The sequence below is a fragment of the Paenibacillus sp. FSL R10-2778 genome (assembly GCF_038593035.1).
GTDB lineage: Bacteria > Bacillota > Bacilli > Paenibacillales > Paenibacillaceae > Paenibacillus_AQ > Paenibacillus_AQ odorifer.
Genome location: NZ_CP151956.1, coordinates 971,592 through 998,075, shown reverse-complemented (window position 1 = coordinate 998,075; position 26,484 = coordinate 971,592). Strand labels below are relative to the sequence as shown.

The 26,484-nt window shown below is 45.2% G+C and carries 18 protein-coding genes; 7 read left to right on the top strand and 11 right to left on the bottom strand.

Annotated features, from left to right (window positions below):
- Positions 1-55: 55 nt before the first annotated feature.
- The 6 genes from NST40_RS04345 to NST40_RS04320 form a co-directional block, all read right to left on the bottom strand.
- Complete coding sequence (locus NST40_RS04345; RefSeq protein WP_342410434.1) at positions 56-2,125, bottom strand: class I SAM-dependent methyltransferase; 2,070 nt, start codon at positions 2,123-2,125, stop codon at positions 56-58.
- A gap of 127 nt (positions 2,126-2,252) precedes the next feature.
- A complete protein-coding gene (locus tag NST40_RS04340; protein ID WP_341001212.1) occupies positions 2,253-3,128 on the bottom strand; it encodes a radical SAM/SPASM domain-containing protein in 876 nt (291 codons plus the stop codon).
- Positions 3,129-3,150: 22 nt separating this feature from the next.
- Complete coding sequence (locus NST40_RS04335; protein WP_038568824.1) at positions 3,151-4,137, bottom strand: Gfo/Idh/MocA family oxidoreductase; 987 nt, start codon at positions 4,135-4,137, stop codon at positions 3,151-3,153.
- Positions 4,138-4,388: 251 nt separating this feature from the next.
- Positions 4,389-5,162 (bottom strand): glucose 1-dehydrogenase, encoded by a 774-nt coding sequence (locus NST40_RS04330; RefSeq protein ID WP_342410433.1) that lies wholly within the window; start codon positions 5,160-5,162, stop codon positions 4,389-4,391.
- Between the two features lie 77 nt (positions 5,163-5,239).
- Positions 5,240-6,052: an acetoacetate decarboxylase family protein gene (locus tag NST40_RS04325; protein ID WP_081387490.1), complete on the bottom strand. Its 813-nt coding sequence runs from the start codon at positions 6,050-6,052 to the stop codon at positions 5,240-5,242.
- A gap of 29 nt (positions 6,053-6,081) precedes the next feature.
- Positions 6,082-8,022, bottom strand: a complete 1,941-nt coding sequence (locus NST40_RS04320; protein ID WP_076219701.1) for an NAD(P)/FAD-dependent oxidoreductase — start codon at positions 8,020-8,022, stop codon at positions 6,082-6,084.
- Between the two features lie 121 nt (positions 8,023-8,143).
- Between NST40_RS04320 and NST40_RS04315 the strand changes: the two genes are divergently transcribed.
- Positions 8,144-9,418 carry a helix-turn-helix domain-containing protein gene (locus NST40_RS04315; protein WP_076194388.1) on the top strand — a complete coding sequence of 425 codons (1,275 nt, stop codon included), beginning with the start codon at positions 8,144-8,146 and terminating at the stop codon, positions 9,416-9,418.
- 87 nt (positions 9,419-9,505) lie between these two features.
- Here the strand turns inward: NST40_RS04315 and thrC are convergent, their stop codons facing one another.
- From thrC to NST40_RS04290, 5 genes are all read right to left on the bottom strand, one after another.
- Entirely contained in the window at positions 9,506-10,897 is a 1,392-nt protein-coding gene (gene thrC / locus NST40_RS04310) for a threonine synthase (RefSeq protein WP_076276806.1), read from the bottom strand.
- Between the two features lie 261 nt (positions 10,898-11,158).
- Positions 11,159-11,662: a CYTH domain-containing protein gene (locus NST40_RS04305; RefSeq protein WP_036680734.1), complete on the bottom strand. Its 504-nt coding sequence runs from the start codon at positions 11,660-11,662 to the stop codon at positions 11,159-11,161.
- A 1,119-nt stretch (positions 11,663-12,781) separates the two neighbouring features.
- Positions 12,782-13,747, bottom strand: a complete 966-nt coding sequence (locus NST40_RS04300) for an alpha/beta hydrolase (RefSeq protein WP_076194460.1) — start codon at positions 13,745-13,747, stop codon at positions 12,782-12,784.
- A 369-nt stretch (positions 13,748-14,116) separates the two neighbouring features.
- A complete protein-coding gene (locus tag NST40_RS04295) occupies positions 14,117-16,270 on the bottom strand; it encodes an alpha-galactosidase (RefSeq protein ID WP_076220473.1) in 2,154 nt (717 codons plus the stop codon).
- A 25-nt stretch (positions 16,271-16,295) separates the two neighbouring features.
- A complete protein-coding gene (locus tag NST40_RS04290) occupies positions 16,296-18,848 on the bottom strand; it encodes a glycoside hydrolase family 2 protein (protein ID WP_342410432.1) in 2,553 nt (850 codons plus the stop codon).
- A gap of 312 nt (positions 18,849-19,160) precedes the next feature.
- On the opposite strand from NST40_RS04290, the gene NST40_RS04285 reads away from it, so the two are divergent.
- The 6 genes from NST40_RS04285 (at position 19,161) to NST40_RS04260 (ending at position 26,480) form a co-directional block, all read left to right on the top strand.
- Positions 19,161-20,507, top strand: a complete 1,347-nt coding sequence (locus NST40_RS04285; RefSeq protein ID WP_342410431.1) for an extracellular solute-binding protein — start codon at positions 19,161-19,163, stop codon at positions 20,505-20,507.
- Positions 20,508-20,614: 107 nt separating this feature from the next.
- Positions 20,615-21,508, top strand: a complete 894-nt coding sequence (locus tag NST40_RS04280) for a sugar ABC transporter permease (protein ID WP_076220068.1) — start codon at positions 20,615-20,617, stop codon at positions 21,506-21,508.
- 2 nt (positions 21,509-21,510) lie between these two features.
- Positions 21,511-22,344, top strand: coding sequence for a carbohydrate ABC transporter permease (locus tag NST40_RS04275; RefSeq protein WP_076130664.1), 834 nt, complete (start codon positions 21,511-21,513; stop codon positions 22,342-22,344).
- 35 nt (positions 22,345-22,379) lie between these two features.
- Positions 22,380-24,212, top strand: a complete 1,833-nt coding sequence (locus NST40_RS04270; protein WP_076220069.1) for a sensor histidine kinase — start codon at positions 22,380-22,382, stop codon at positions 24,210-24,212.
- Positions 24,213-24,229: 17 nt separating this feature from the next.
- The gene (locus NST40_RS04265; RefSeq protein WP_076220070.1) at positions 24,230-25,729 is read left to right on the top strand and encodes a response regulator; all 1,500 of its coding nucleotides are present in this window, start codon (positions 24,230-24,232) and stop codon (positions 25,727-25,729) included.
- On the top strand, positions 25,701-26,480 hold the full coding sequence (locus NST40_RS04260) for a fused MFS/spermidine synthase (RefSeq protein ID WP_081387489.1): 780 nt from the start codon (positions 25,701-25,703) through the stop codon (positions 26,478-26,480). The genes NST40_RS04265 and NST40_RS04260 overlap by 29 nt, the downstream gene beginning before the upstream one ends.
- Positions 26,481-26,484: the final 4 nt, after the last annotated feature.

Here is a 26,484-nt window from a genome sequence, read left to right as displayed (position 1 = left end):
CGCAGCAGAGGGTCTGCCGATTGCTTTTTTTAGATGCAGCTGATGTATTTTTCGGCTATTCCTTCCGAATCACAATAAAGCAGGTGCTGTCCGGCAGCGCCACTTCCTGTCCGCTCTCATCCATGAACCTTACTCTATCACGCAAAGCTTCGGTATAACCTTCTTGCAAGTAATGCCGGAAGACCTCAATCTTTGCCTGCTCTCCTAAAATCTGTTCAATAAATGAGGCAAACTCCGTAGGGGTGAAATAACCAAACTGTTCTTGGACTTCGTGAATATAAGCCTCTTCGCCCCAGGTATAAGTATATAAAAATTCCATGGCATCATTAACGGGCATGAGTACTTCTTGTTCCCCTAATCTCTGAAACTGAATCTGACGTCCAGCAAAATCCTTCGCATAACGCTCCAGCCACACCAGACCGTCCTCTTCCAGAAAGCGAACTCTCCGCAGCAATGATGCAGGTTCAGTCATGATCCCATCGCGGATAATGATAACCCCGCCAGCTGACAATACAGCAAAGGCACTTCGCAGAGCTGCGGAGACGGTGTCGTGATTGAACTTATTACCATTTAGCGGCACATAAGAATATAGCTCATGCAAAATCGAAGAGAAAATTACCGTGTCCACCGTTCCGGCCTCCACGAAATCTTTAAGGTTCAACGCATCTCCCTGCAGCACCTCCCAGTGGCGACCTTCCCGCTGCTTGCGTTGTCGCAAGGCTTCCACTACATTGCTTGATATATCAATGCCGATAGGAGTAACCTCGGGCATACGCTCTTCCAGTAAATCCAGCAGCACACCGCCGCCCGGACCGATATCCAGCACTTTTTTTCCAGTGACATGATCTAGAATTACAGCTTTATAATCTGCTGTATTATTCATTTGGCTTAAGTAGGTATCTTCATTATGAAAACGGTCAAAAGCATCCCTGCGCAGCTCGAATAGATCGAATAACAGCAATACAGCACGTTCATACAAGGGTGATTTTTCAGCTTCCATACAGAATTCGATCAGCTTCTCTGCCGCTGCCGAGAATTGGAATTGAAAAAATACCGTGTCTGGCAGATGTTCCTTAGAATATTGCCGCAAGAGTAGGTGAGGGTTCTCAGCAGGCAAAGTCCCTTGCTCGATATCCTTCCATGTAAGCTCCGCTAAATATTTTTCGATAATCCGCTTCTTATAAACATTGGTCTTCTTAACACCCTTGTAATCGTAGTAAATGCTGTTCATGACATGCTCGAAGCTGATATGGCTTAAGGATTCATTCTGCGCCCTCTGGGCAGCAAGCACCATCACCTTCAGAAATTGCTCCAGCGAAAAGGTCTGTAGTGCAGATTCTACATACCAGAAGGTAATCTTACTTAATGAAACCAACCGTTCAGCATGGAAACCTTCCTGCGTCAGCTTAGCCCATTCCGTAGTGAAATCCTCTCCTCTAGAGATCGGACCCAGCCGCATTCTGCGCAGTCGTTCCTTCATCGGCATAGGACTAGCAAGATTGCCTGAAGAAATCAGCTCAATAAGCTGCTTCACTTCATGCTGCACATTCTGCCATAACTCGGGAGACACAGCTCCGATGATGCAATGATTGAGCACGGTCAGCAGGCGTTCCAGTTCCTCCGCGGTCAGCAGCTGATCTTCCACTATATCATGGAGTGGCTTATTGACTTCCGGCGGCACTTCTCCGCGAATTTGCTGTCCTATAAGTCCATGAGTCTCAATAAGCCGCTGAATCATCGAACCTTTCTCGGAGACAGCCTTCCCTAAATATCTCTCATATAACTGTGCGGAACCTAAATTATGTACAAAACAATTGATCCCTTCCTCCTGCCAAACCAGCCGCTCCTTTGCTGTACCTCCCTTAGCCGTTTCTGACCAAATTAACGTTTCTTCCACCAGCTCTTTTATCCAAATAGAACGGGGAAGTTGGTCCAGAATCTGCAAGCTACGTTCCACATAGTCCAGTACGGGATTCCTGCGATCCAGCTCCTCCAGAGATTCCACACGTTCCAAATTTACAATCTGCTCCTCCGCTTGGACAATAAGCTTCAGCCAGAGGTGATCCTCCAAATGATCTTGCACACCTTCACGGTATAAGGCGATGGCTTCCAGTGATTTCAGCATATGCTCCTCCTTCGCTCCAAAGTGGAGACTATAAAGACCTATTATTATATATACAATCCCGTTAATTAAAAAACAGAACCAGGACTCATGAAATAGCCATGTCCCGGTTCTGTTTGCATTCCAATCATTAGGTTCCGAACCGCTGCCGATACCCACATTTGCGGCACAGCTCCTCCACCGCTTCTCTACGTGAGAAGCCATAGAATAAATTGTTCGCCCGCTCCCCCTCTACAATCTCTGAGAACGGAGTTTCATGGATGTTGCCTAGGTTAATTACTCCTTCACCATCCAGACAGCATGGCACAACCGTGCCATCCACAAGGATTGCCGCTTGGCTCCGCAGGGCATGACAGAACCCTTTTCCGTCATCTTCCGGCTCATTCAGCGCTGGCCAACGGAACTCATGATCCTGATTAAGGTAGACGCGTGGGGCAATCTTGACACCACTGCCAGGCACAACCTTTTCTTCGATCTTGAAATCCAAGTTGAAGGCTTCCTCCAGCAGGGCAAGGGTTTCACGGTTACGGCTTCTCTCCAGATTCGTCAGATTATCCTCCGTCAAATTCCACAAGCGGAAAGAAATAATGACCCCTTGCGCTGAGGCTTCCCGTACAAAAGAAATTATCTCTGAAAGATAGCCTTCACGGTTCTCTGACCCTTCATGCCCATCAAAGCTGTGCAGAGAAAAGTTCATCTGACGCAGTGCGGGCTTACCAAGAATTTTAGGTCCGGCTTTATGAATTAACGTGCCATTGGTTGTAATATTAACCTTGAACCCTTTGGCATGAGCAGCATCCAACAGTTCACCGATCTTGGGATGCAGCAACGGCTCCCCTTTGACGTGAAGATAAATATGATTGCTGTGTGGTTTAATTTCATCCAATATCGTATTAAACGTATCAAGCTTCATGAAATTTTTCGTCCGGGCGGTTTGTGGACAAAAGCTGCAGGCGAGGTTGCAGACGCTTGTTATCTCAATATAAACCTTTTTAAAAGTCTTCAAGTCCTGCTCCCCATTCTATTTATTATAAATCTGAGGCATAGCGGAGACCGATCTGTGCTCTGGCTTCCTCCATAATCTCTGCTGCGGCCATGGAGTTCTCATGAGTATTAATTCTGCTCTCCCGTTCACCATTCTTAATCAAGTTGATGAATTCTTCAACCTCATAATACATAGGTTCAAACACCTGAGGCAACGTAAGCTCCTCAACTGTACCATCACGATAGTAAATTTTCACCTGATAAGGCTCATTGATTTTGTCGATCACCATCGTACCGTTCTCTCCATGAATCTCAGCTGGCAGATAGGAGTCGGAAATCTTGGAGTGCATAACTACCGCATCCATATCGTCATACTTCATAATGAGACTTCCTTCACCATCCACACCTGACGAGAGCATGACACCCACTGCCTGTACTGATTGAGGCTTGCCAAAGAGCACTACCATTGGATACAAACAGTACACTCCAAGATCCATTAACGAGCCATTGGAAAAAGCGGGATTAAACGCATTTAACACAGTCCCCTGCCGGTAGGCATCATATCTGGAGGAGTACTTACAGTAACTTGCAAAATAACGGCGAACTTGGCCGAGTTTATACAAATTATCACGAATCACTCCAAAGTTCGGCATAAAGGTCGATTTCATCGCCTCTACCAGTAGCACATCATTTGTGCGCGCAGCTTCAATCATAGCTTTAAGCTCCGTACTGTTGGATGCAGCCGGTTTCTCGCAGAGCACATGCTTGCCGTGATTTAAGCACATAATCGCTTGTTCTGCATGCATAGAATTTGGGCTGGCAATATATATAGCATCTACATCTTTGCTTTTCACCATATCTTCCAAATTCGTATAAATTGTAGCTCCCGCATATTTAGCAGCAAAGGCCTGACCTTTCTCCATTGTGCGAGAGTACACGGCTGTCAGGATAAACTCCTCATTCTCCAAGCCGGCTTGCACGAAGCGGTCTGTAATAAAGTTTGTTCCAATGACCCCGAAACGAATTGTCATGATGTTATCCCGTCCTTTTTAGTTATTACTAACTCTACATGCTATTTTCTCACTCATAGGTAGTCATGTCTACTTTTTAAGGCAAATTAACGACAATTTCTGATAAATTCAGCAATTCTCTTGTTACTGGCGGAGCACCGCTCATCGTACAACGCAAAAAAAGGCGTATCCCAGCCACCCTTTCATGGCTTTTGAGATACCCTTTTTTTGGAGTTACAATCATTCCCCGAGCTTACAGAACCAGATGAACTCTATATAATTGTCCAGCCGCCATCTACAAACAAAGTCTGACCTGTAGTGTAGCTGGAAGCATCTGAAGCAAAGTAGAGCACGGCGCCGTTTAATTCTCCCGGATTACCAGGGCGCCCCATCGGACACACTGCGTTGTACATTTTTAGCGCTTTTTCTGCAAATAACGTATTCTCAGTCATTTCAGTTTTGAACAAGCTTGGTCCAATCGCATTAACAGTAATACCATGCTTAGCATAAGTTGCCGCCACCCCTCTTGTCAGATGGATCACTCCGCCTTTAGCAGCATTGTAAGAATGCGTAGGAACCGATGCAGAAGCTGTAAGGCCTAGCATTGAGGCTGTATTGACGATTTTGCCGTAATTCCGTTCCTTCATATGCCGGATCACATGTTTCGACATCAGGAAAACACCTTTTAAATCCGTATCCAGTACCCGATCCCAAGCTTCTTCTTCCAGCGCCTCAATCGGAACCGCATCCACCACACCAGCATTATTCAGCAGAATATCAATTTTGCCAAAGGTTTCCATAACCTTTTGAACAGCCACAATAATCTGGTCCTCTTTTCTTACATCACACTCGATAGGAATTATTCTGCGTTCAGGGTATTTAGCCCGGATATCCTCGGCTACTGCTACAAGCTTGTCATATCTTCTGGCCAAAATAGCAATGTCTGCTCCTTGCTCAGCAAGCATCTCTGCGAATTGTACCCCGATTCCACTGGATGCTCCTGCGATAATAGCTGTCTTACCCGTCAAATCAAAAAGGTTAGTCATTCTAATTCCTCCTAATGTTTGGTTAGCCGATCCTTCTTCGGTTTCATTTCGCACAAACTCACTTCAAACACGTAGGCTTATACTGAGGAAACAGGTTGCAAATTGTTCTCCCACCAGTCCCAGCGGAGATAGCAGTATGGAAGATACTCCATTGGATTCAGAGGCTCCAGAATTTTACCTTTTTCAAGCACATTTGTACTGACGGTGTAAACCGCGCCCAGCATATTCACAACTTCAAGCTCACTCCAAGGATCATGCGGGGAGTCTTGGAAGGTGATAGAGGCTTCAGCCGCTTTATAGACTTTAACCTCACTTACTAAACGCTGTGTGACCAAGGTTGGCATCAGATCGAAGCCGTTTCCGTCAATTGCATTGGCATATTTGATGTTATACAAAGGGATATCTTTGCCGTAATATTCCTCCAGAATCTTCTCGGTTCCATTGTCATTGAAGTGTCCATCCATAGTGGCTTTTACGTTGAAAAAGTCAATGCCATGCCGGCCGATTGCCCCATCAATGCCATCTTCTGAGGTGTTCATACGCACATCGGCCATTTTCTTAGGCAGCCCACATACTTCCCGGCCCATAGCCATCCCGATATCGCTTGTAATAGGCATCGACAGGCAGTAGTTGCCTAATTGTCCGTTATAGTCCGCTAGAACGAACAATCCAGCTTCACGATAAGGTGGACAAAAGTTCGTAGCTGGGTAATTTGCGATAAAAGCATTTACCAGCGGCCGGCTTGTTGGCTTCAGTGGCTTCGGCAACAAACGCTCGATAATCTCTGGTTTGGTCTCCCAATACACCGTCAGCATCTCTGCATCATAAAAGGTGGTTGGCTTGCCTCCGTATTTCTGCATATCTGCGAAACTTTTCACAAAACTCACCATGAATGAACCCTCCTTAGATTAGTAACCCTTTAGTTCAGCACAAAAGCCGTTTCGAATCCAGATTGAATGGCCTGTCCGATTCGGCCTGGCTTGCCTGCATCGCCGATCACCTTCACATTAGGCAGTACCTGCTTCAACTCATCAACAAATGAGCGATCGGGTGTAACACCAATGGATAATACAACAGCATCCGTCTTTTTCAGCGAAGTTTCCCCCGTGGACGTATTCTCAAGCACAATCGCGCCATCCTGCACTTCTACCAGCTTGGTTGATGCTAAGAGCTCCACGCCGTTCTTTTTCAGTCTAGTCACAATGTCGATCAGATTTGGCAGATAGGCATCTGGACCAACCCGCGGCTGCATTTCCACCACCGTGACCTGATTTCCCATATCGGCTAAATATTCAGCCGTTTCCAGCCCTGTCATGCCGGAGCCGATGACCACAGCCTGCTTGTTCTTAATCACAACTGACCCACTAAGTACGTCAACAACGGTGCAGACCGCTGCCTTCTTTACTCCCGGAATAACAGGCACTATAGGCTGTGCCCCAGCAGCAACAAATACCGCATAAGGGTTCAGTTGCTTCAGTTGTTCCAGCGTAGGTTTCGTAGAGAGACGGACATCAACATCCAGATCCTCTAACTGATGCTGCATATTATCAATAAACCAGTTCAGCTTCTCCTTCAATGGTGGCCGGCTTCCCAGTTCCACGCTGCCGCCTAGCACATCTCTGGCTTCGAACAATACAGGTTTAAAATCTCTGAGCGCCAGAATCCGTGCTGCTTCCATACCTGCTGGACCCCCGCCGATCACAGCTACTACTTTGCCAGCGCCATCTTTGGTTGGTTCTGCAAATTCAAGCTCACGGCCCACTCTGGCATTGACAGCACACTTGATTACCTTGCACTCCATTACTTCCTGAATACAGTACAGGCAAGAGATACAGGTTCTGATCTCTGCTTCTTTGCCTGCTGCCGCTTTGTTACCCCACTCCGGATCGGCCAGTTGGGCTCTTCCAAGGGCTACAAAATCCGTGTTTCCTTCCTGTAGCAGACTCTCAGCAAATTCAGGCTTACGGATCACATCACAAGCAATCACTGGAATTTGCACCGCTTGCTTAATGGCTGCGGAGAGATGTTTTTTCCAGCCTTGCGGGTAGGATATCGGCTCAATGATCGTATTGGATGATTCATAAGTGCCGGAGCTTACATTTATGCAATCCACTCCGATGCTTTCCAGATGTTTCGCAGTCTGGATAGCCTCATCCAGTGTAATCCCGCCTGAGACAAATTCATCGCCGTCGATTCGCACCGATACAGGGAATCCTGCGCCACAGGTCTTTTTGATGCCAAGCACAATTTCGTTCAGGAATGACATTCTACCTTCCAGTGAACCGCCATATTTATCAGTTCTCAGATTGGTAAGTGGGCTCAGAAACTGTCCTACGAGATAGCCGTGGGCACCATGGATCTCCACACCATCAATACCTGCTGTTTTAGCTATATAAGCTCCGAACACAAATTTACGAACTAACTCTTCTACCTCTTCAGTAGACAGCTCCCGGGGCATTTCCCCAATCGCTGAAGACATCACTGCGCTAGGAGCAACAATTTGTTTGCCTCCAATAAGCCGTCCGTGATTTTGCCGGCCCGGATGCTGGAGCTGAAGGAATATTTTGCTGTCATGACGATGCACAGCTCTTGCCAGTTTCTCCAGACGCGGCACAAACAGCAAGTCACTTGCATTCAGCTGGTTCGGTGTACCTACTCCGGTCTCATTATCCACACGCGTAATTTCCGTAATGATTAGACCACAGCCACCTGCGGCACGTTCCTCATAAAAAGCAATCATTTCATCCGATGCTTCACCACTGGCCGCAGCCAGTGACGTTCCCATAGCCGGCAATACAATTCTATTCTTAAGTTCAAGGCGTCCAATTTTACCTGCTGCAAACAGTTTTTCATATTTCATCTGCTTAGCACCTCCACCTTTAGTTTAAGGCGTCCAATACTTTGTGAATATATTTACAAGCACCAAAAATCACTTCTTTATAGTGCATATTGCACTATTATTGAACCAGGGGGCGATATGAATGGATGTTTCCTTAAATGAGCAAGTATCAGGTAAAATCGAAATGGAGCATTATACCGCATCTTTGTTTACTGCATACATTTCAGGTGCAGGCCTTTCAGCTATCGTACAGACAGCTGCCGAGCTACTGCAGAATCCCGTCATTGTATTTGATTGCAGCTTCAAAATTGTAGCTCACTCTGACCTTTCCGATATCGACGATTACATATGGAGTGATAATATCCGCAAAGGTTATTGCTCTTACGACTTCATTGCGGCTGTGAGCAAAATGAACAGTGTCCAGCGTGGGAAACAAAGCGATGAATCTTATGAGGTAACCTGCGAGGAAACATCAAACTCCAAACTGATCTCCAAAATAAAAGTAGCCGGCAAACAAATCGGCAATGTATTGCTTCTAGGATGCACAAATCCTTTTCGTGCCAGAGATAACGAGCTGCTGTCCATCACCGCTACCATACTTGCCGAAGAGATGGGCAAAAATAGCTACTATCGCAACGCCAAAAATATAAAAGTTGAAGATTTTATCTGCGCATTGCTAGAGGAACAGCTTCAGGACAACCGGATTATTCAGGACAGGATGCGGAGTGCAGGACTAAAGTTCGGGAATCAGCTGCTTGTGCTGCTGTTCGATCTTACCTGGTATGAAGGTTCAGGCCGTTATGATGATTATTTAAGAGAACGTTTGCAACAGCTTTTTCCGGGCAGTCCTTCCACCTATTATGACGGGCAGATTGTAATGATCCATGATGGAAATCTCTCCAAAGAGCTTGTAAATAAGCAGCTGCAGGAATTTCTAGCCCAAACCGGCATCTCGCTTGGCATCAGCAATATGTTCACTAATCTTACGCAATGTAGGAGACACTATCTTCACTCCCGAAACGCTATTCGGATCGGTACCATTCTCAGCCCGCAGCAGCAGCTGACTTACTATTCAGATATCCAGCTCTATGAGATGCTCTCTGCTGATGTTGTGTTTAACGAGGATAATAACTACTACCATCCAGAGCTGCTCAAGCTTCAAGAATACGATACTGTGCACCAGTCCAATCTGTATCATACCTTTTACGTTTATCTCAAAAATAACCGGAACATGCAGATTACCTCAGACGAGCTGTACATTCACCGGAATACACTCAGATATAAGCTCGATCTTATCAGCAGACTGCTGGACACCGACTTTACCGATTCTGAAAAAATGCTGTCGTACTATGTCTCTTACAAGGTCGCTGCTTTTTGTGAAAAAGCTAGGGAGCAGACCCGTACGCCGCAACGTTAATGTTAGAAGCTACTATAAACGCACAAACAGCCCCCGTCCTTATCCCAAGAACGGGGGCTGTGCTGTGAAGTAGGACTGTATATGATATTACAATCCGTAAAAAGCTTGCAGCTGACGCACGATTTCATCCTTGTCATGATCCACTACGGTTTGATGTTGTGGCATCTCGAACAATGCTTTAATCTGTGCCGGGAATTCCTGCTTAATATCGATCAAAGTAATTGCCTCATCGAACTTAGCTGGATGTGCAGTCGCAAAGGTAATGCCAATCTCATCCGGGCCATTAAAAGCTTCGTAAGCCGCGATTCCACATGCTGTATGTGGATCAAGCAGGTAGCCGTATTCTTTTTGATACTTAGCGATCGTATTCAAGCATTGATCATTCTTTACACCCAGCGCTGCAAAATCCTTCTGCACCTGCTGAAGCGCCTCGCCTTCAACCGTAATCTTGCCTTCGGTTTGCAGCTTAGACATATACGCGGATAACTTCTCAGAATCCTCGCCTACCAGATAATACAGATACCGTTCGAAATTACTTGCCACTTGGATGTCCATCGAAGGGCTGTAAGTGCTTGTGAAATTACCTGGTTTGTATTCGCCAGTATTCACGAAACGCTCCAAAATATTATTTTCATTCGTAGCAATGATCAGCTTGTTAATAGGAAGCCCCATTTGCTTAGCCAAATAGCCCGAGAAAATATTACCGAAGTTACCGGAAGGCACGCTGATATTAATCTTCTTCTCGTTGCTGCCATCGACATGCAGATATGCATAAAAATAATAAACAGTCTGCGCCAGAATCCGCACAAAGTTAATGGAATTGATTGCACGCAGATGATACCGACCTTTAAAGTCCAGATCTGCGAACAGATCCTTAATCACCTTCTGGCAATCATCAAAGTTACCATGAACAGACAAATTCAATACATTGCTATCGTCCACCGTAGTCATCTGCAACTCCTGCACTTTACTTACCTTACCATGTGGATGGAGAATACAGATCTTGATGCCTTCTTTGCCGCGTACACCTTGAATGGCCGCCGCTCCAGTATCCCCAGAGGTTGCACCGAGGATGTGGATGATTTTGTTTTGTTTTTTGGAAATATATGAATACAGCTCACCCATAAATTGCAGCGCTACATCCTTGAAAGCAAAAGTAGGCCCATGGAACAATTCAAGGACATATAAAGAATCATCCACTTGGTGTATAGGTGTTACTTCAGGTGTGCGGAAATTGGCATAACTGGTGTTGACCATTTCCTGCAAATCCTCGTAAGGAATCTCATCATTGGTGTAATAGGCAACAATCTTCAGGAACAACTCCTGATAGCTAAGACTTCTCCACTCTTCCAACGTTGCTGCTGAAACCACTGGAATCTCGGATGGAACCATCAGCCCACCGTCGTCCGCAAGACCCATCAACACCGTATCAATAAAACCTTTAGGTTCCACATTACCTCTTGTGCTTATAAACTTCATGCTCATCCTCCTGAACCCCTCGTTAATATATGACAAGAATATATGACAAGAATATATGATAAGAAGAAACAATGTTGTCGTCCTATATAGAAGACAACTGTTTCTCGCAGAAATATAAGGCTATTATAGTTGCACCACTTATAAATTCTTATAATTAACTATAAGTTTCACCCTAAACGTTATCCTTAAGCTAGCTAGGGATGATAAAGCTATTTCTGCTTGTTTTCCCTATATACTACCACGTTTACGCGCTAAAGTCCGTTAATTCTTTGTCTTATTTTGCAGCTCTCTCCAGACCGTTTTGTTGCTGTACTGCCGTTCTGTACTAACATCTTTACCGAACCATTCCGGCTCTTTAAAGCTTTCCGCTTCCTCCAGAGATTCAAATTCAACCTCCAATACGGACAATTTCAGCTGGGAATATACGTCGATCTCAACCGTTGTGCCATTCCACACCGCTGTAATTCGCTCTTTGACCAAAGCTACCGCATTTACCGCTTCGATCATCTGATTATATAAACCCTCTGAGATAAAATATTCGATCTCTTCGCGTTTGATCCCTTTGCCATCCTTAAACGTATGCGTGTAGGTTACCTCACCTGAGTCCAGATCCGTAATTTTACGCACGCGAAGCTCTTGACCACCATCTATCGCCAGATATGTCTGATCGATATTATGACGGGTAACAATCTTCAATTCTCCCTTTTGAATCAGCTGCTCCGGAAATTCCGGCAGCAGAAACTTGCGTTCGATCTCCAAAGCCATGATGTTTCGCTCCTCTTCGTGTCATATATTTTTATATTAATAATCATCATAGGGGTGTGACAAACCCAAGTCAATGTGGATTATAGGGAAATAGGACATGCTCTAGCTTAAAAAAGGCTACCGTGGTGTTCATTGTGGGATTTATGGAGGTTGTGGAAAGATAGGGCTCACCGTAGATTACTGGAAACTACGGATAATTAGCGAGTCAGCCGGCGATCATTGGAAAGTACCATTCGATGAGTTGCTCCGTGTGCCACTGGTGAGGCTCCCCCATTCGATGAGTTGGTCACGCTCCACTGGTCGTACTCACCCATTCGATTAGTTGGTTACTCGCCACTGGTCGTACTTACCCATTTACTTACGGACCGTATAGCCACTATTTGCGAAAAAAACGCATATTTGAGATGGTATCGGACTCAGGTGCAGCTATTTACTCCAAAACACCCCATCCGGTCGCGATATTAGCCAATAACGTCGCTGGGGTCCGAAAGTAACCTCAATTGCCTCTTTTCTAGCAAATAAGGACTCCTGAGTCCGATCCGAAGCAGGGTACCTAGGAACCTAGCAGCAACCAAGGGAACTCTCCATCATATGTAGTCGGCGCCTTCTCATTCTTATCCCAGACCAAACCTAAAGATTAGACCATCGTTAACTGGTGAAACCCCCTCATACTACCTCATACTTCCTCATACTTTCTCATACTCTTTCATACCACCCCTACTTCCTATTTACTTACGGACCGTATAGCCACTATTTGCGAAAAAAACGCATATTTGAGATGGTATCGGACCCAGGTGCAGCTATTTACTCCAAAACACCCTATATGGTCGCGATAATTAGCCAATAACGTCGCTGGGGTCCGAAAGTAGTCCCAATTGCCTCTTTTTTAGCAAATAAGGACTACTGAGTCCGATCCGAAGCAGGGTACCTAGGAACCTAGAAGCAACCAAGGGAACTCTCCATCATATGTAGAAGGCGCCTTCTCATTCTTATCCCAGACCAGACCATAATGATTGGAGCATCGTTAACTGGTGGCACTCCCCCATATCTTACAGAATAATAAAAACCCGAACGAAAATCAGAGGAAATCCTGAAATCCGGTCGGCTCGACGGCAGCACTTATTTTATTTCTTTCATAAATGCCTGAAAGTCTTTTACGATTTCTTTTGCTTTAGTGCGATATAAATAATGTCCCTCTTCAAACTTCACTATTTTTCCATGCACAGAGTCCTTGATTTGCTTTTCATGCTCTGGTATCCATCTATCCGTTGCTGGTTGATTCGCTTGTATAAAGAAAATAAGAGGAAGATTTTTAGGAAATGTTAAGCTTTCAGCTGATTTAAAATTAGAATACATCATTCCAGCTTCATTTAATTGGGTGGGATTAAATATGTTTTTGCGATTGATCAGTCTCATTTGTTCTTTTGTTTTATCATCAAATGGTAGTTCAGCAATTGGGTCAGCACTAAATTTCATTTGCAATCTGATTAAACCGGATTTTTTGAGCAGATTTATAGCTCTTAATTCCGAAGCTTCGATCTTCCTCTCGCTTATCGATGGAACACTACTATCAAGCCCGACAAATGCACTCACTTCATTTTCATACTTGTTAACATAATCTAGTCCATATATCCCTGAAATAGAGTGGCCCATTAGAATATAACGGTCAATATTAAGAGCCTGTAAAGCTTCATGAATTTCACTTACAATATTCTCTGTGCTGCGCTCCTTTTTGGTCAGATCACTTAATCCATACCCAAAAGGCTCAATCATGACAACTTTGTAAAACGGCGACAGTTCATCTATTAATGCTTTAAAATCAAGAGCTGGCGCTGCTGTGCCATAACCCGGTAGTAGCACGACTGTTTCTTCACCTTTTCCTTGAATATAAACATTCATGTTTTTCCCATCTACGGGTACTAACTGACCATAGGGTTCTATTTTATTTTGTTCCGATTTATTGCTGATTAAATTAACTGTATAGACAATAGCGAGAAAAAGCACGATTGCGATGATTATTGCTCCTACTACTTTAAGTAGTATGTTTAGTATTTTACTTGTTCTCGTGCCCGCCTTCATTTTCATTCTTTCTTTTATTTCCACTCGTATCTTCTCCTGTCATCAGCTGTGTTTTGGACTACCATAACTAACTGCTAAGCTAAGATTAACCAATGAAGATGTACTCTCTATGACCTCAATATGAACGGAATATGAACATGCAAAAAAGCTATAGCGTCATGCACAAGGGTAGCTGCACAGGATGCCATAACAGGAGAAATATATGTGTGGAGGTGGATACGATCAAGGCTGCCTTGCCATCCGCAGCTTCAGCTGATTCAAATTCATCTTTGAACAAAAAAAAGCAAACCACTAGCTAGGCTCATGGCTTGCTGGTGACTTGCCCATTGTTTGCTCATAGCTTGCTCATGGCTTGCTGGTGACTTGCAATAAACTCTATTCCTGCACCTTCAATTTATAACATCCGCTAACAAAATCCTGCTGGATATCCGGCAGAGCCAGTCCAGCCTGCATTAGCCGATCACCACCGTAAACCTCACCACTTGCCTCCAGAATGTAATCCAGCTCCGGATTTAAACCATTCAGCTTCAGGCTACGGCGGGGCGGGTGCGGCACAGCCATTACCCGGAAGTAATAAACTAATGCCTCTCGCTGATCATCGGACACGAACATCCATGCTGTCTCATTGCCCTCAAACGGGCTTTGCAGCCGGTACAGATTCCCTTGCTGCACAAGACTGCGGATTTGTTTATAGTTCGCAACCTGCTCCTTCACAAGTTCCTTCTCTTCGTCTGTAAACTTCGTAAGATCCAGCTCATAACCGAAATTACCGGACATAGCTACATCTCCACGAAAAGACAGCGGGGTGATCCGTCCTACCTGATGATTCGGCACGGCAGACACATGCGCGCCTATCGAACTAACCGGATACACCAGACTTGTTCCATACTGAATCTTCAGTCGTTCCACAGCATCGGTATCGTCACTGGTCCAGGTCTGCGGCATGTAATGCAGCATGCCTGGGTCGAAGCGGCCACCACCACTACAGCAGCTCTCGAACAGGATATGCGGAAACTCTGAAGTTATTCGCTCCAATAGCTCATACAGACCAAGCACATAACGATGAGCGGTTTCCCCTTGGCGTTCAGAAGGTAACTCTGCAGAGCCAATCTCCGTTAAACAACGGTTCATATCCCATTTCACATAACTAATGGGCACGGTCGAGAAAATCCGGGACAGTGACTCATAAATGTACTGACGTACATCCTCCCGAGTATAGTCCAGCACCAATTGCCAGCGGGCTTCGCTACGGCGGCGTCCCGGCACATGCAGACACCAGTCGGGATGCTTACGATAGAGCTCGCTGTCTGGCGAGATCATCTCCGGCTCGAACCAGAGGCCAAACTGCAAGCCTAGATTGTTCACACGCTGCGCCACATCAGATAATCCGCCAGGAAGCTTGCGCAGATCCTCTACCCAGTCTCCGAGAGAGGAGTTATCTGCGTCTCTTTTGCCAAACCAGCCGTCGTCCAGCACGAATAGCTCTATTCCGAGTTTCGCTCCTTCCGCCGCAATCGACTCCAATTTATCCGCATCGAAGTTGAAATAGGTGGCTTCCCAATTGTTGACGAGAATGGGCCGTTCCTTATCTCTATATAACCCTCTGCATAAACGGGTCCGGTACAAGCGATGATAGGTTCTCGACATTTCCCCGATCCCCTCGGAAGAATACACCATCACTACTTCTGGGGTCTGGAATTGTTCGCCTGGCTCCAGCAGCCAGGCGAAATCAAAAGAATTCAGCCCCATCGTAAACCGGGTCATCCCGAAGGAATCGACCTCTGCCTCAGCTTCAAAGCCTCCACTATATACAAGACTGAAGCCGTAGGCCTCTCCATGATTTTCATCCGTTTCAGGTTTCACCAGCGCTGCAAATGGATTTAACTGGTGGCTGCTCATCCCTCTGCGGCTCCCAATGGTCGTACCCCCTTGCACCAGACGTCTACGGGTCAGATTACCTTCCCTTGACCAAGCTCCTGCCAAATAGATCATATCCATATCGCCAGACGAGAAATCGACACTAGCACTCAGTGCACGCTGCAATCGCAGCTGTGTTTCCCCCGCATTGGTGAACTCCACAGAGCGGGTGATTACGTTGGTATGTTCAAAAACCGTATAGCGCAAAATAACACTCAGCTTGGCGTAATCATCCTTAAGTGTAAGCTCCAACGTCTGTGCTTCTTGCGCAGACTCAACATATACAGATGGCAGACCCGGCAGTGAGGGTTTACCCTCAACTACCCGGTACCCGCTGTATTTCAGCTCTGTAATACGAGTGCCGTCTTCGAGCCTAACTTGATAAGCAGGTGTTCTGAAATCTCCCGTGCCGTATTGGGGATATTCCTGCGGGAGCCGGTCGAGACCCCTATTTCCTCCCAGATTCAACAGCCCTTCCAAATTGCTGCCACTACGCAGCTTCTTGCCCCAATACACATGTGCCGGATAATCATTAACAAGCTGAAGAATATAACTCATCCCTGCGCTCTGTAAATGGAATAATCCCTTATCTTCCTGAACTAAAATCCCCATGTGCCAGTCCTTCTCTCCTTAGGATTTACAGCAAATCTTCGCTCACAAAATCAACCATCGATTGAACCTTTAGCCCTTTAGGTGCGGCAGGAATCCAGTCTCTTCCATCGTTCCCGCGTTGTGAGAACTCTATCGTCTTGGTCTGACCTGGGAGAAGGTCAAAATAATTGTCAGAGAATATTCCTTCCTCTTCCGAAGTCAGGTATACACCTCTAGCCAATACATCACTGGTCACGGTGAAGCTTAATCCACCGCTCTCTGGAGTTTCCAGCACGGTAATTACTGAGCGCTGCAATGGAATTTCTTTTTCCGGAGTAAAATAATGCAGCTTGTGATCTATCACCTGGCCATCCGCCTGCAAGCAAATTCCAAGCAATACATCACCCACCCCTTGACCTTCTAGCAGCTCTGCCACAGGAGACGAGAATACGATAGCAGCAGAATCAGCTCCCAGCTCAACGGGATGTGCCCACTCTCGCAGCACCGAACCGTTAAACTGATACAAAGTAAGCACCAACTCAGCGCTCACTGCTGTTCTTAAATCAGATACGACATGAATGTCTACCTTCTCACGGTCTGTACCGTCGATAGACAACAGAACATCTTTGAAGCTTGAACGCACGGTATATTGCAGGGCTTTCCAGCGCCCGTTATAATCCATGCCCGCCCAAGAAGCCACCGGCCAGCAATCATTCATCTGCCAGTATAAAGTGCCCATACAATAAGGTTTATTTCTTCTGTGGCTTTCAATCGCGATTCGGATCGCTTCGGCCTGCAGGATTTGACTCATATATAAAAAGGCTTTGAAGTCCTTTGGCTGCGGCAGATACATATCCATATATTCTTTGATCAGCAGATTACCGCGACCATTCTTCTGATGCGCCAGCATCACCTCTGAGGTAAGCTCCAAATCCTGCTCTTCTACATAGCTCATTACCGTTTTTAGTTCCGGGAACGACTGGAAGCCATATTCACTCATGAAGCGGCCAACCTTTGTATTATAGTTCTCAAAAGGCTCGATCCCGTGCCACACGCCCCAGTAATGCACATCCCCTTCGCCCACAATCCGTGTCGCATGCTGATTAATATCACCAGTCAGCTCCCGCAGCGGCGAAGACGGCCAGTAGTCCACTCCCGGATGGAACGCGGCTACAGCCTCCGGCAGAATACGGTGGAAGATTTTAATATAATCGGCCCACATTGTCGTTCTTTGCTCAGCGCCGAGTTTTTCTTTCCAGCCCCAGCCCATATTTTCCTCGAACTGTGACCAGGCCGAATCAATCTCGTTGTTGCCACACCATAAGGCGATGCAGGGATGATTGCGCAATCTTTTGACGTTGTATTCGGCTTCTTTTTTCACATTTTCAAGGAACGCCTCGTCTCCGGGATACATACTGCAAGCGAACATAAAGTCCTGCCAGACCAGCAGTCCGTATTCATCACAGAGCTGATAAAAAATATCTTCTTCATATATACCGCCACCCCAAACGCGCAGCATATTCATATTCGATTCTACTGCCGTGGCAATTTCATGCCGATACCGCTCCTCGGTTACTTCTGTGGTGAAGCTGTCATTTGGAATATGATTGGCACCTTTGGCGAAGACGGAAACTCCATTCAGCGCAAAAGAAAACGAAGCTCCTTTGGCATCACGCTCCCGAATCAATTCAATACTGCGGAGTCCGGTTTTTACACTTTTGCTAACCTCTACTTCCGCATCTTGTATCAATTCTGCCTGGAATGTATATAAATGAGGCTCTCCGAACCCTCTGCACCACCAGAGCTGTGGCTCGGATATAACAATATTCATCTCTAATTGCTGCTTGCCTTCTTCTAAAGTAACCGCTTGCATCCACTCCAAACCATCGGCACTTATTCGCAGCATTCCCCGCCAAGCAGCAGGAGCATCCACTTCTACAATTGCGGTCAGGCGAGCTTCTTCCTTAGCAATCACATTTTGACGGATATAGAGGTCTGTAATTTGAACGGTGTCACGTCCCACCAGAGCTGCCGCACGCCATATTCCACTGGTCAAGAAACGCGGGCCCCAATCCCAGCCGTAATGATAAGGTGCTTTGCGCGCAAAAATACTAATCCGTTGTTCATCTAATCCCCCAAGCTCGGATTGATCATTCGAGGCAGGCAGCGCGTAACCCAGCTTCGCTAATTTCGGTAAATCTTCCTTAACCACAGAGCGGAACTTCACCCGTATATTATTTTCTCCAGTCTTTAACTGATCTTTGACATCCACTTTCCATGCCAGAAACATATTATCAGCAGCGAGCACATGTACATTATTCACGTACACATCTGCATAAGTATCCAGTCCCTCAAAAACTAGCTCCGTACAAGCAAGCTCCTGCCACTCTTCCCCCAACTGCAACGAGGTTTGATATTCCCAGTCCTTCTTATCGATCCACTGTAGATCATGTTCATTTGTTCCATAAAAGGGGTCTGAAATCTTCCCGTTCTTTAGTAAATCCGTATGGACTGTACCTGGCACAGTCGCCGGAAGCCACTCCTCATCACCACAGCCTCTAAATTCCCACTTCGCAAGATCCATATGCAAATGTTTCATAATACCTCCTAAAAGTTTTGTAAGCATAGACTTCTCTGAATGACTTCGCGCAAAACTCGCTTCGGAAGCAGATGCCTAAAGTTTTGTAAGCATAGACTTCTCAAAAATAGCATAAGACTTCAATTAATTCATTGAACCCTTTTGATATTCTTTGTATTTTGTTATCTGATTGTTAGGTACATGCTAATTATAAACGCAGAAACAAAACAAATAAAGACAATAAATAATAATACAATACATTTATTAACGGCTTCGATAAAGCTATAATGTTCATGTAAACGCTAACAATAAAAACGAAAAGGGGATTAAACTATGAGAAATAAGTTATTTTCGTTATCCTTTGTTATGATTATGGTCTTATCTTCAACACTTGCTGGTTGTGGTTCGAATAATGACAACACCACGAATAACGGTGCTGCCGCAACTGAAAAGCCCGCAGCAACTAACGCAGAGAATACCGGCGGTGACACGAATGCAACTGCCGAACCTGCAGCAGGAGCTGATATCAGCGGCAAAATCACCTTCCTAACTAACAGAACAGACATGATCGGCAAAGAATATGACGAATATTTAAAGCGCTTTAATGAAAAATACCCGAACATTAAAGTCGAATTCGAAGCTTCCCAAACCGACTATAACCAACAGGCTAAAGTCAGAATGGCCAGCGGCGAGCTTCCAGACGTTATGTTTATTCCTTCCATCCCTAACTCCGACCTGCCGAAATATTTTGCTTCACTGGATGATCTCGGCTTGAACGATCAGATCACCTTTAAAGACTTCAAATCCTTTGATGGTAAGCTTTACGGAATTACTACAGGGAACTCTACTTCCGGTATTGTTTATAACAAAACAGCATTCACTGATGCCGGCATCACCGAAACGCCTAAGACTTGGGATGAATTCCTGGCTGCCTGCGAGAAGCTGAAAGCAAAAGGTGTTATTCCAATGTCCTCTAACTTTAAAGACAAATGGCCACTTGGTACTTGGGCTTATGACACACCACGCTTAATTGAAGGCAATCCTGATTTTCCAAATGCTAAGCTGAACTCTGAAACACCGTTCACTATGGACAACGGTTATGGCAAAGCTTTCAGCCTACTTAGAGAGCTCAATGAAAAAGGCTATCTGGAAAAAGACATCAACTCCACCAACTGGGAGCAATCGAAAAAGGACATCGCTTCCGGCAAATTCGCCATGTACTATCTTGGCAACTGGGTTATTAACCAAGTTATCGGAGCAGGCGCTTCTTCAGACAATGTTGGCTTCTTCCCATTCCCTTATGACAATTCGGGTAAACCATCCGCTACCCTTAGCCCTGACTTCTTCTATGCCGTTGCCAAAAACAGCAAAAATTTAGAGGCAGCTAAAGCCTTCGTAATATGGATGATTGAGGATTCAGGTTATGAGGATTTCGCCGGCTTTATCTCTCCATTAAAAGGCAAGGAATCCAATCTGACTCAGCTGAAAGAATTCCAAGCTACCGGAGTAGAACTGGTAGAAGGAACTGTTGACGATGCAAAGGTTACAGAAATCGGCAACAAGGCACAGCTGGATCTCCCTGCTGTTGTACAGGAATTTGTACTTGCCAAAGATCCACAAACCGTATTAGACAAGTGGAATAAAGCTTGGGCTAAAGCCAAGAAGGACCTCGGTTATTAATTTGAGCTTTTGATTCGAAGTACACTACGGAGCAAAATGGATTATTGCTTTTACGGATAATCCATTTTGCCTTTCCATACCACGTTTTTATGAAAGAAGGGCTAGCGATGTTCGGAACACTTTCCTATAACAAACAGAAGACGATTATCATTGTATCCTTCCTCACGATTCCTTTGTTGCTGCTCGCAACATTCACGTATTATCCGGCACTCAAGCTGATTTATTACAGCTTTACGAATTGGGATGGCTATAGCCCTGAGAAGCCTTGGGTCGGTCTCGATAATTACCGCGAAGTCTTCTCCAACCCCGATATTTTCAAGGTATTTACCCATAACTTTGCTTATTTCGCGATGGGAATTCTCCAGAATATCGTCGCTATTTATTTTGCGATTGTGCTCAATAGTAAGTTAAAAGGAAAAAATGCATTTCGAATCTTACTGTTCCTCCCTTACATTATGAACGGTGTCGCCGTCGCCTTTATGTTTGGTTATGTCTTTGACACCACCAATGGCTCTCTGAATATGTTCCTGAATAGCATTGGTCTTACCGGACTAGGACAGACCAGTTGGCTTGGAACAGAAGGACTGGTTAACTATTCTCTGGCGTCCACAGGATTTTGGCGTTTCATGGGTTATAACATGGTAATCTACATCGCCTCCTTACAGGCCATTCCAAACGATATCTATGAGGCCTCAAAGATCGATGGTGCCGGACCTTTTCAAACACTTTGGAGAATTACTTTACCGAATATGAAGCCAGTCATCCAGCTTAACTTATTTCTTACCGTCACAGGGGCACTGGAAGTATTCGATCTCCCCTTCGTGTTGACCAAGGGCGGCCCCGCAGGCGCCAGCGAAACATACGTACAAAAAGTTGTAGATACTGCATTTGCTTACAATAATTACGGCCTCGCTTCTGCCATGAGTATTATCTTGCTCTTCTTTGTCGTCGTCGTACTGTTAGTACAGCAACTAGTTCTAAGCCGGGGAGGGGACAAATAGATATGACATACTCCAAATTTCGCTTCACAGATGTTATTAAATACTTCTCGCTGCTTATCGGCGTATTTGTTGTACTCTTTCCTCCGTATGTGGTCATCGTCAATGCCTTTAAATCCACTGACGAATTTAACAGCAGCAGCTCCATGGCACTGCCAAAAAGCTTTTTGAATTTCGATAATTTCACTGCCGTTTTCCAGCGCGGGGGTCTACTTAACGGATTTGGTAATGTGTTAATCATTATAGCTATTACTTTAATTCTGAACATCCTGTTCGGCACTATGGTAGCATTTGTATTGGGACGCTTCTCTTTCAAATTGAAACCCGTAGTCTTTGGTGCATATCTAGTAGCCACCATTATTCCTAGTATCACGACACAAGTGGCGACTTTTGGTATCATCAAAAGCATGGGGCTTTACAATACACTTGGCGCCCCGATCGTGCTTTATATTGGAGCGGATGTAATTCAAATTATTTTATATCTGCAATTTATCCGTAATATTCCCGTGGATCTCGATGAAAGTGCGATGGTAGAAGGTGCCTCTCTGTTCAGAATCTATCGGTCGATTATTTTCCCTTTACTTACGCCAGCTACGGCTACTTTGATTATTCTGAAAACCATTAGCATTTACAATGACATGTACATCCCTTACCTCTACATGCCGAAACAAAGCCTTGGTGTAGTTACGACGATCCTAATGCGTTTTCAAGGAGTCAATTCGGGGGAATGGAATTTAATCTGTGCGGCTATTCTGCTTATCCTGCTGCCAACAGTAATTCTATATTTCTTCCTGCAGCGTTACATCTTTGAAGGCGTAACCAGTGGAGCGGTCAAATAAGGTAGGTAGCTTATTACAGGAAAGGAACAACGCAAATGCTATCATACATCCGGTTAACTTTACGCAAAATGTGGTTGTTCCTTGCCAATCTACCGATGGAGCGCAAGCTGATCGTTATCTTTGTCTTTCTGATCTCTCTGCCGATCACTTATGTAAGTTATCTATCGTCCCGCTCCATGTTCAACTCGGTTCTTGTGAATGCGACTGACGGTGCGGGTCAAATGACATCGAATGCTTCAGATACCATCGACCGATATATTGCCGACCTCAAAAGATATACAGCCCTGCCGCTGTATAACACCGATGTGCAAGTCTACCTGACACAGCAAAATACCGACTGGGAAAAAAATACGGGCATGGCGATGTTCCTTAGCTATTTGAATCATACTAAGGAAGAGATCATTGCCGTGTATTTGGTGGATCAGTACGGTTCTGTCTTTTATGATAAAGACGCTGGAATTAATGAACTGTATCCAGAGGAACGATTAGCCAAATGGAGAACCATGAGTGAAGATGCCGGAGCAGCGCCTGTCATTCAGGGCAGACATACGATCCGCACCAACTCGAATGTCCATAAAGAGGTCTTTAGTGTTCTGCGTACAATTAACTCTGTAAGCACATTGCAGAATATAGGAATTCTCGTTTTCGATGTAGACATCAATCTGTTTAAGGGCATTATCGATCCCGTAAATGCAGTTACGCAAGGAAACACGTTCATTGTAGATAACAATGGAGATCTGATTTATGCCAGTGAAGATTCCGCGGTTCCGAATCTGGCTGCCGATACACAAACTCTGAATACAAAGCTGTTGCTGCAGCAAGTAAATCAGCAGCAGGATCATTTTCAAATAGACTTGAATGGCCAGTCTTATCTTGCAGTGTATACCGTCTCGAAACAGACCGGGTGGACCACTATGGTTACGATTCCTTTAACACGTATCCTGTCCCCTGTACAAAAGAATCGTAATACGCTTATCTTGACCACACTGATTATCATTGCTTTTGCACTTTTTGTTGCGACTATAATTTCCCATGCCCTGACCAAACCCCTTAAATCCTTGGTCCGCTTAATGAAACGGGTGCAGCATGGTAATCTGGATGTCTGGCAGCATTCCAAATATAATGATGAGATTGGGATGCTGGGCAGTCATTTTAATCGGATGATCATAAGGATCAAAGATCTGTTACAAGAAGTGTCCATCACGGAGAAACGGAAGCAAAAGGCTGATATGCGGGCGCTTCAAAACCAGATTAATCCCCATTTTATTTATAATACGCTGGAATCCATCCGCATGCTTGCAGAGAGCAATGATGATCCACGTGTGGCGAAGCTAACCTATTTACTTGGGCTTCAAATGCGTTACAGCATTGTCCGAAACGAAGAGGCTGTTACAATTAGACAAGAGCTGGATCATGTGAGAAATTATTATCAGCTGCTGGAAATCCGATTCCCAGACAAGTTCAGACTTAACATCGACGTGCCGGACGAATTCCTTCATCTTCCTGTTATTAAGCTTGTCTTTCAACCGGTCGTAGAAAATGCTGTCTTTCACGGTTTGGATCAAAAGGTAGGACTGGGCACCTTGAGCATCACCGCATGGAGCGAGCATGGAGATGCCGTATTCTGTGTAGAAGATGATGGGATCGGTATGGATGAAACCACCCTTCGTTCCTTAAACAATAGTCTGCAGACTGGAACGGACAATGAAAGGTTCGGGATTGGACTACGAAATGTAAATGAAAGAATTCGCCTGCATTACGGCAGTTCGTTTGGTCTGCTTGTTGAGAGTGAGCTTGGAATCGGCACTCGTGTTACCCTGCGCATTGCGGATATTAACGCTAAATACAGTGAAGATGAATTTATTTAGGAGAGGGGCTGCTCAGATTGCTGCGTATTGCGATTGTGGATGATGAGATCTTAATCCGCGAAGGACTGGCCCGAATGATCAGTAAAGAAAGCGCCGAATTTCTGGTCATCGGCACCTACTCCGACGGAAAACATCTATTAGATAAGTTAAGCACACTTCAACTTGATGTTGTGATTACAGATATTCGTATGCCGCAAATCAATGGCTTGGAGCTGATTAAACAGTTAAAAGCCACCCATCCGCAGATCTACTCTATTCTAATGAGTGGATTTGTTGAATTTAATTATGCCCGAGAAGCCATCCGCAGCTCAGCTGTAGACTATTTATTAAAACCAATTAATAAAGAGCAGCTGTTCGAGCTGCTTTATCGGCTAGACAAAGAACGGCAGCTCGCGCGCGACAAGGAAGAACGCCACCGTTCCGGGCTTTTATTGACAGTCTTACATATCGAAGAGCCCTCTTCCCCTCTCCTATTATCCAGCCTTACCTTGCCCCAGCCTTATTTCTCGGTCTTTGTCCTCAAAGGGAGCGCCAGAGAAACCGTCTGCTCCTGCGCAGACAGTCTGCGGCAAGAGAAGGCGTTGAGCTTCGACAGCTTGGAGATTCAAAAAGGACTCTACGTCTGGATTGTATATTCTGCTGAGCCGCTGTCAGACAACGATTTAAAAGATATCGGTGACATTATGCGGATATCTGCACACGGAAAGATCCTACATGTAGGTACCAGCGGTTGTTATAATGAGGTATCCAAGCTTAGACAGGCATACCTAGATGCTAAACAAGCCTGCAACATGGGCATATATAATCCGGAGCCTGTACATTACGCGAATATTCAGAATATTCAACAGCCGGAGATGAACCTCCTGGATCACTTTAATACAATTAGAGAACCGCTGATCCATAACCTGCAGATTCTGAATGTGACAGGCGTCTTAGAATGGATTCATGACCTGTTCTCAGTGCTGAAAGCACAACAAGCCGGTCCTGACCAAATTCTCCGGGTCTGTCGATGGGTTGAAGAAACTGCACAAAAGGAACTGCAAGAATTCGAGGCCCGCAATAAAAGTGCTCCCGACCTCAGGTTGGATGACAGAATTGCGTCCAGCATGAGCTTTTGCGACATTGAGGAGATGTTTACCGCTCATTTCACAAACATTCTGACCGAAATCAGAACCCATCGTCTGGAGATGTCCGGCACAGCCATAGAAACCATAAAACGCTGGATATCCGCTAACTATAATCAGCATGCGGATCTGAACACTTTGGCAAATATGGTTTTTTTGACTCCAAGCTATTTAAGCAAGCTGTTCAAGCAAGAGACCGGACTTACACTGACGGACTACATCACGGAAATTCGGCTGCGCAAAGCCAAACATCTGCTCAAGAATGCTCCCGACCTGAAGGTTCACGAGATTGGGGCAGAGGTTGGATATGGAGATCCTGCCTACTTCAACAAGCTTTTTAAACGTGTTGTCGGGGTTACACCCAATGAATATAAACGAATTAGTATTGTATAAGGAGATTGATCACTTGCATTCAGAGCTTCAAAGAAATAGCGAAAATCATGAAATAACCGTCTACGACACAACAGAACTATATGGTGAAAAAGGCTCCTTCCGTGTTATGCAGTTCTCGAATCATGCCACTCAAGGTGCGATGGATCTTAATGACCCGCAACGGATTCTCTTTGAATATCCGCGGGCCATCATTCACTTCATGGAGTTCAACCTCCCCTCTTTTGAGGATGTTTTTCTTATTGGGCATGGAATTGGAACAATTGCCGGACATTTTCCGGACAAAAGATTTAAAGTAGCCGAGCTAGACAAACAAGTAGTCGAATTAAGCCGCCGCTGCTTTGGATATAGTCAAGATAACGTAGTGATCGGTGACGGACGTCAGATCCTTGAAGGCGAAGACCCGCAGGTATATGATTACATCATTTTGGATGCCTTTACTGCCGCTGGTACACCAAGGCATTTGATCTCCCGTGAATTTTTCAGTATTACCCGTTCGAAGTTGAACACAAGCGGATATATTCTCATGAATCTAATGGGAAAAGGTGAACATGACCCGCTGATCAACGCGATTTATACGACGCTAGCCGAAGAGTACGCCTATATCAGAGCCTTTTCCCTGCCTTCAGAAGGGGCTGCCGATATCCAAAATATCATTATGGTTGGCGGCAGCACCCCTATCCGCTTTCAAGCCCGCCATTTGGCTGGCTTCAAAGAAATACAGCTGGGACAAGGATATCTGATTCAGGATTAAATCA

What these genes read in the sequence shown, in the direction of transcription:
- NST40_RS04285 (WP_342410431.1), top strand. Translation starts at nt 19,161, where the DNA reads ATGAGAAATAAGTTATTTTCGTTATCCTTTGTTATGATTATGGTCTTA.
- NST40_RS04300 (WP_076194460.1), bottom strand. Translation starts at nt 13,747, where the DNA reads ATGAAAATGAAGGCGGGCACGAGAACAAGTAAAATACTAAACATACTA.
- NST40_RS04305 (WP_036680734.1), bottom strand. Translation starts at nt 11,662, where the DNA reads ATGGCTTTGGAGATCGAACGCAAGTTTCTGCTGCCGGAATTTCCGGAG.
- NST40_RS04315 (WP_076194388.1), top strand. Translation starts at nt 8,144, where the DNA reads ATGGATGTTTCCTTAAATGAGCAAGTATCAGGTAAAATCGAAATGGAG.
- NST40_RS04275 (WP_076130664.1), top strand. Translation starts at nt 21,511, where the DNA reads ATGACATACTCCAAATTTCGCTTCACAGATGTTATTAAATACTTCTCG.
- NST40_RS04270 (WP_076220069.1), top strand. Translation starts at nt 22,380, where the DNA reads ATGCTATCATACATCCGGTTAACTTTACGCAAAATGTGGTTGTTCCTT.
- NST40_RS04330 (WP_342410433.1), bottom strand. Translation starts at nt 5,162, where the DNA reads ATGACTAACCTTTTTGATTTGACGGGTAAGACAGCTATTATCGCAGGA.
- NST40_RS04260 (WP_081387489.1), top strand. Translation starts at nt 25,701, where the DNA reads ATGAATATAAACGAATTAGTATTGTATAAGGAGATTGATCACTTGCAT.
- NST40_RS04335 (WP_038568824.1), bottom strand. Translation starts at nt 4,137, where the DNA reads ATGACAATTCGTTTCGGGGTCATTGGAACAAACTTTATTACAGACCGC.
- NST40_RS04290 (WP_342410432.1), bottom strand. Translation starts at nt 18,848, where the DNA reads ATGAAACATTTGCATATGGATCTTGCGAAGTGGGAATTTAGAGGCTGT.
- NST40_RS04280 (WP_076220068.1), top strand. Translation starts at nt 20,615, where the DNA reads ATGTTCGGAACACTTTCCTATAACAAACAGAAGACGATTATCATTGTA.
- thrC (WP_076276806.1), bottom strand. Translation starts at nt 10,897, where the DNA reads ATGAAGTTTATAAGCACAAGAGGTAATGTGGAACCTAAAGGTTTTATT.
- NST40_RS04345 (WP_342410434.1), bottom strand. Translation starts at nt 2,125, where the DNA reads ATGCTGAAATCACTGGAAGCCATCGCCTTATACCGTGAAGGTGTGCAA.
- NST40_RS04320 (WP_076219701.1), bottom strand. Translation starts at nt 8,022, where the DNA reads ATGAAATATGAAAAACTGTTTGCAGCAGGTAAAATTGGACGCCTTGAA.
- NST40_RS04325 (WP_081387490.1), bottom strand. Translation starts at nt 6,052, where the DNA reads ATGGTGAGTTTTGTGAAAAGTTTCGCAGATATGCAGAAATACGGAGGC.
- NST40_RS04295 (WP_076220473.1), bottom strand. Translation starts at nt 16,270, where the DNA reads ATGGGGATTTTAGTTCAGGAAGATAAGGGATTATTCCATTTACAGAGC.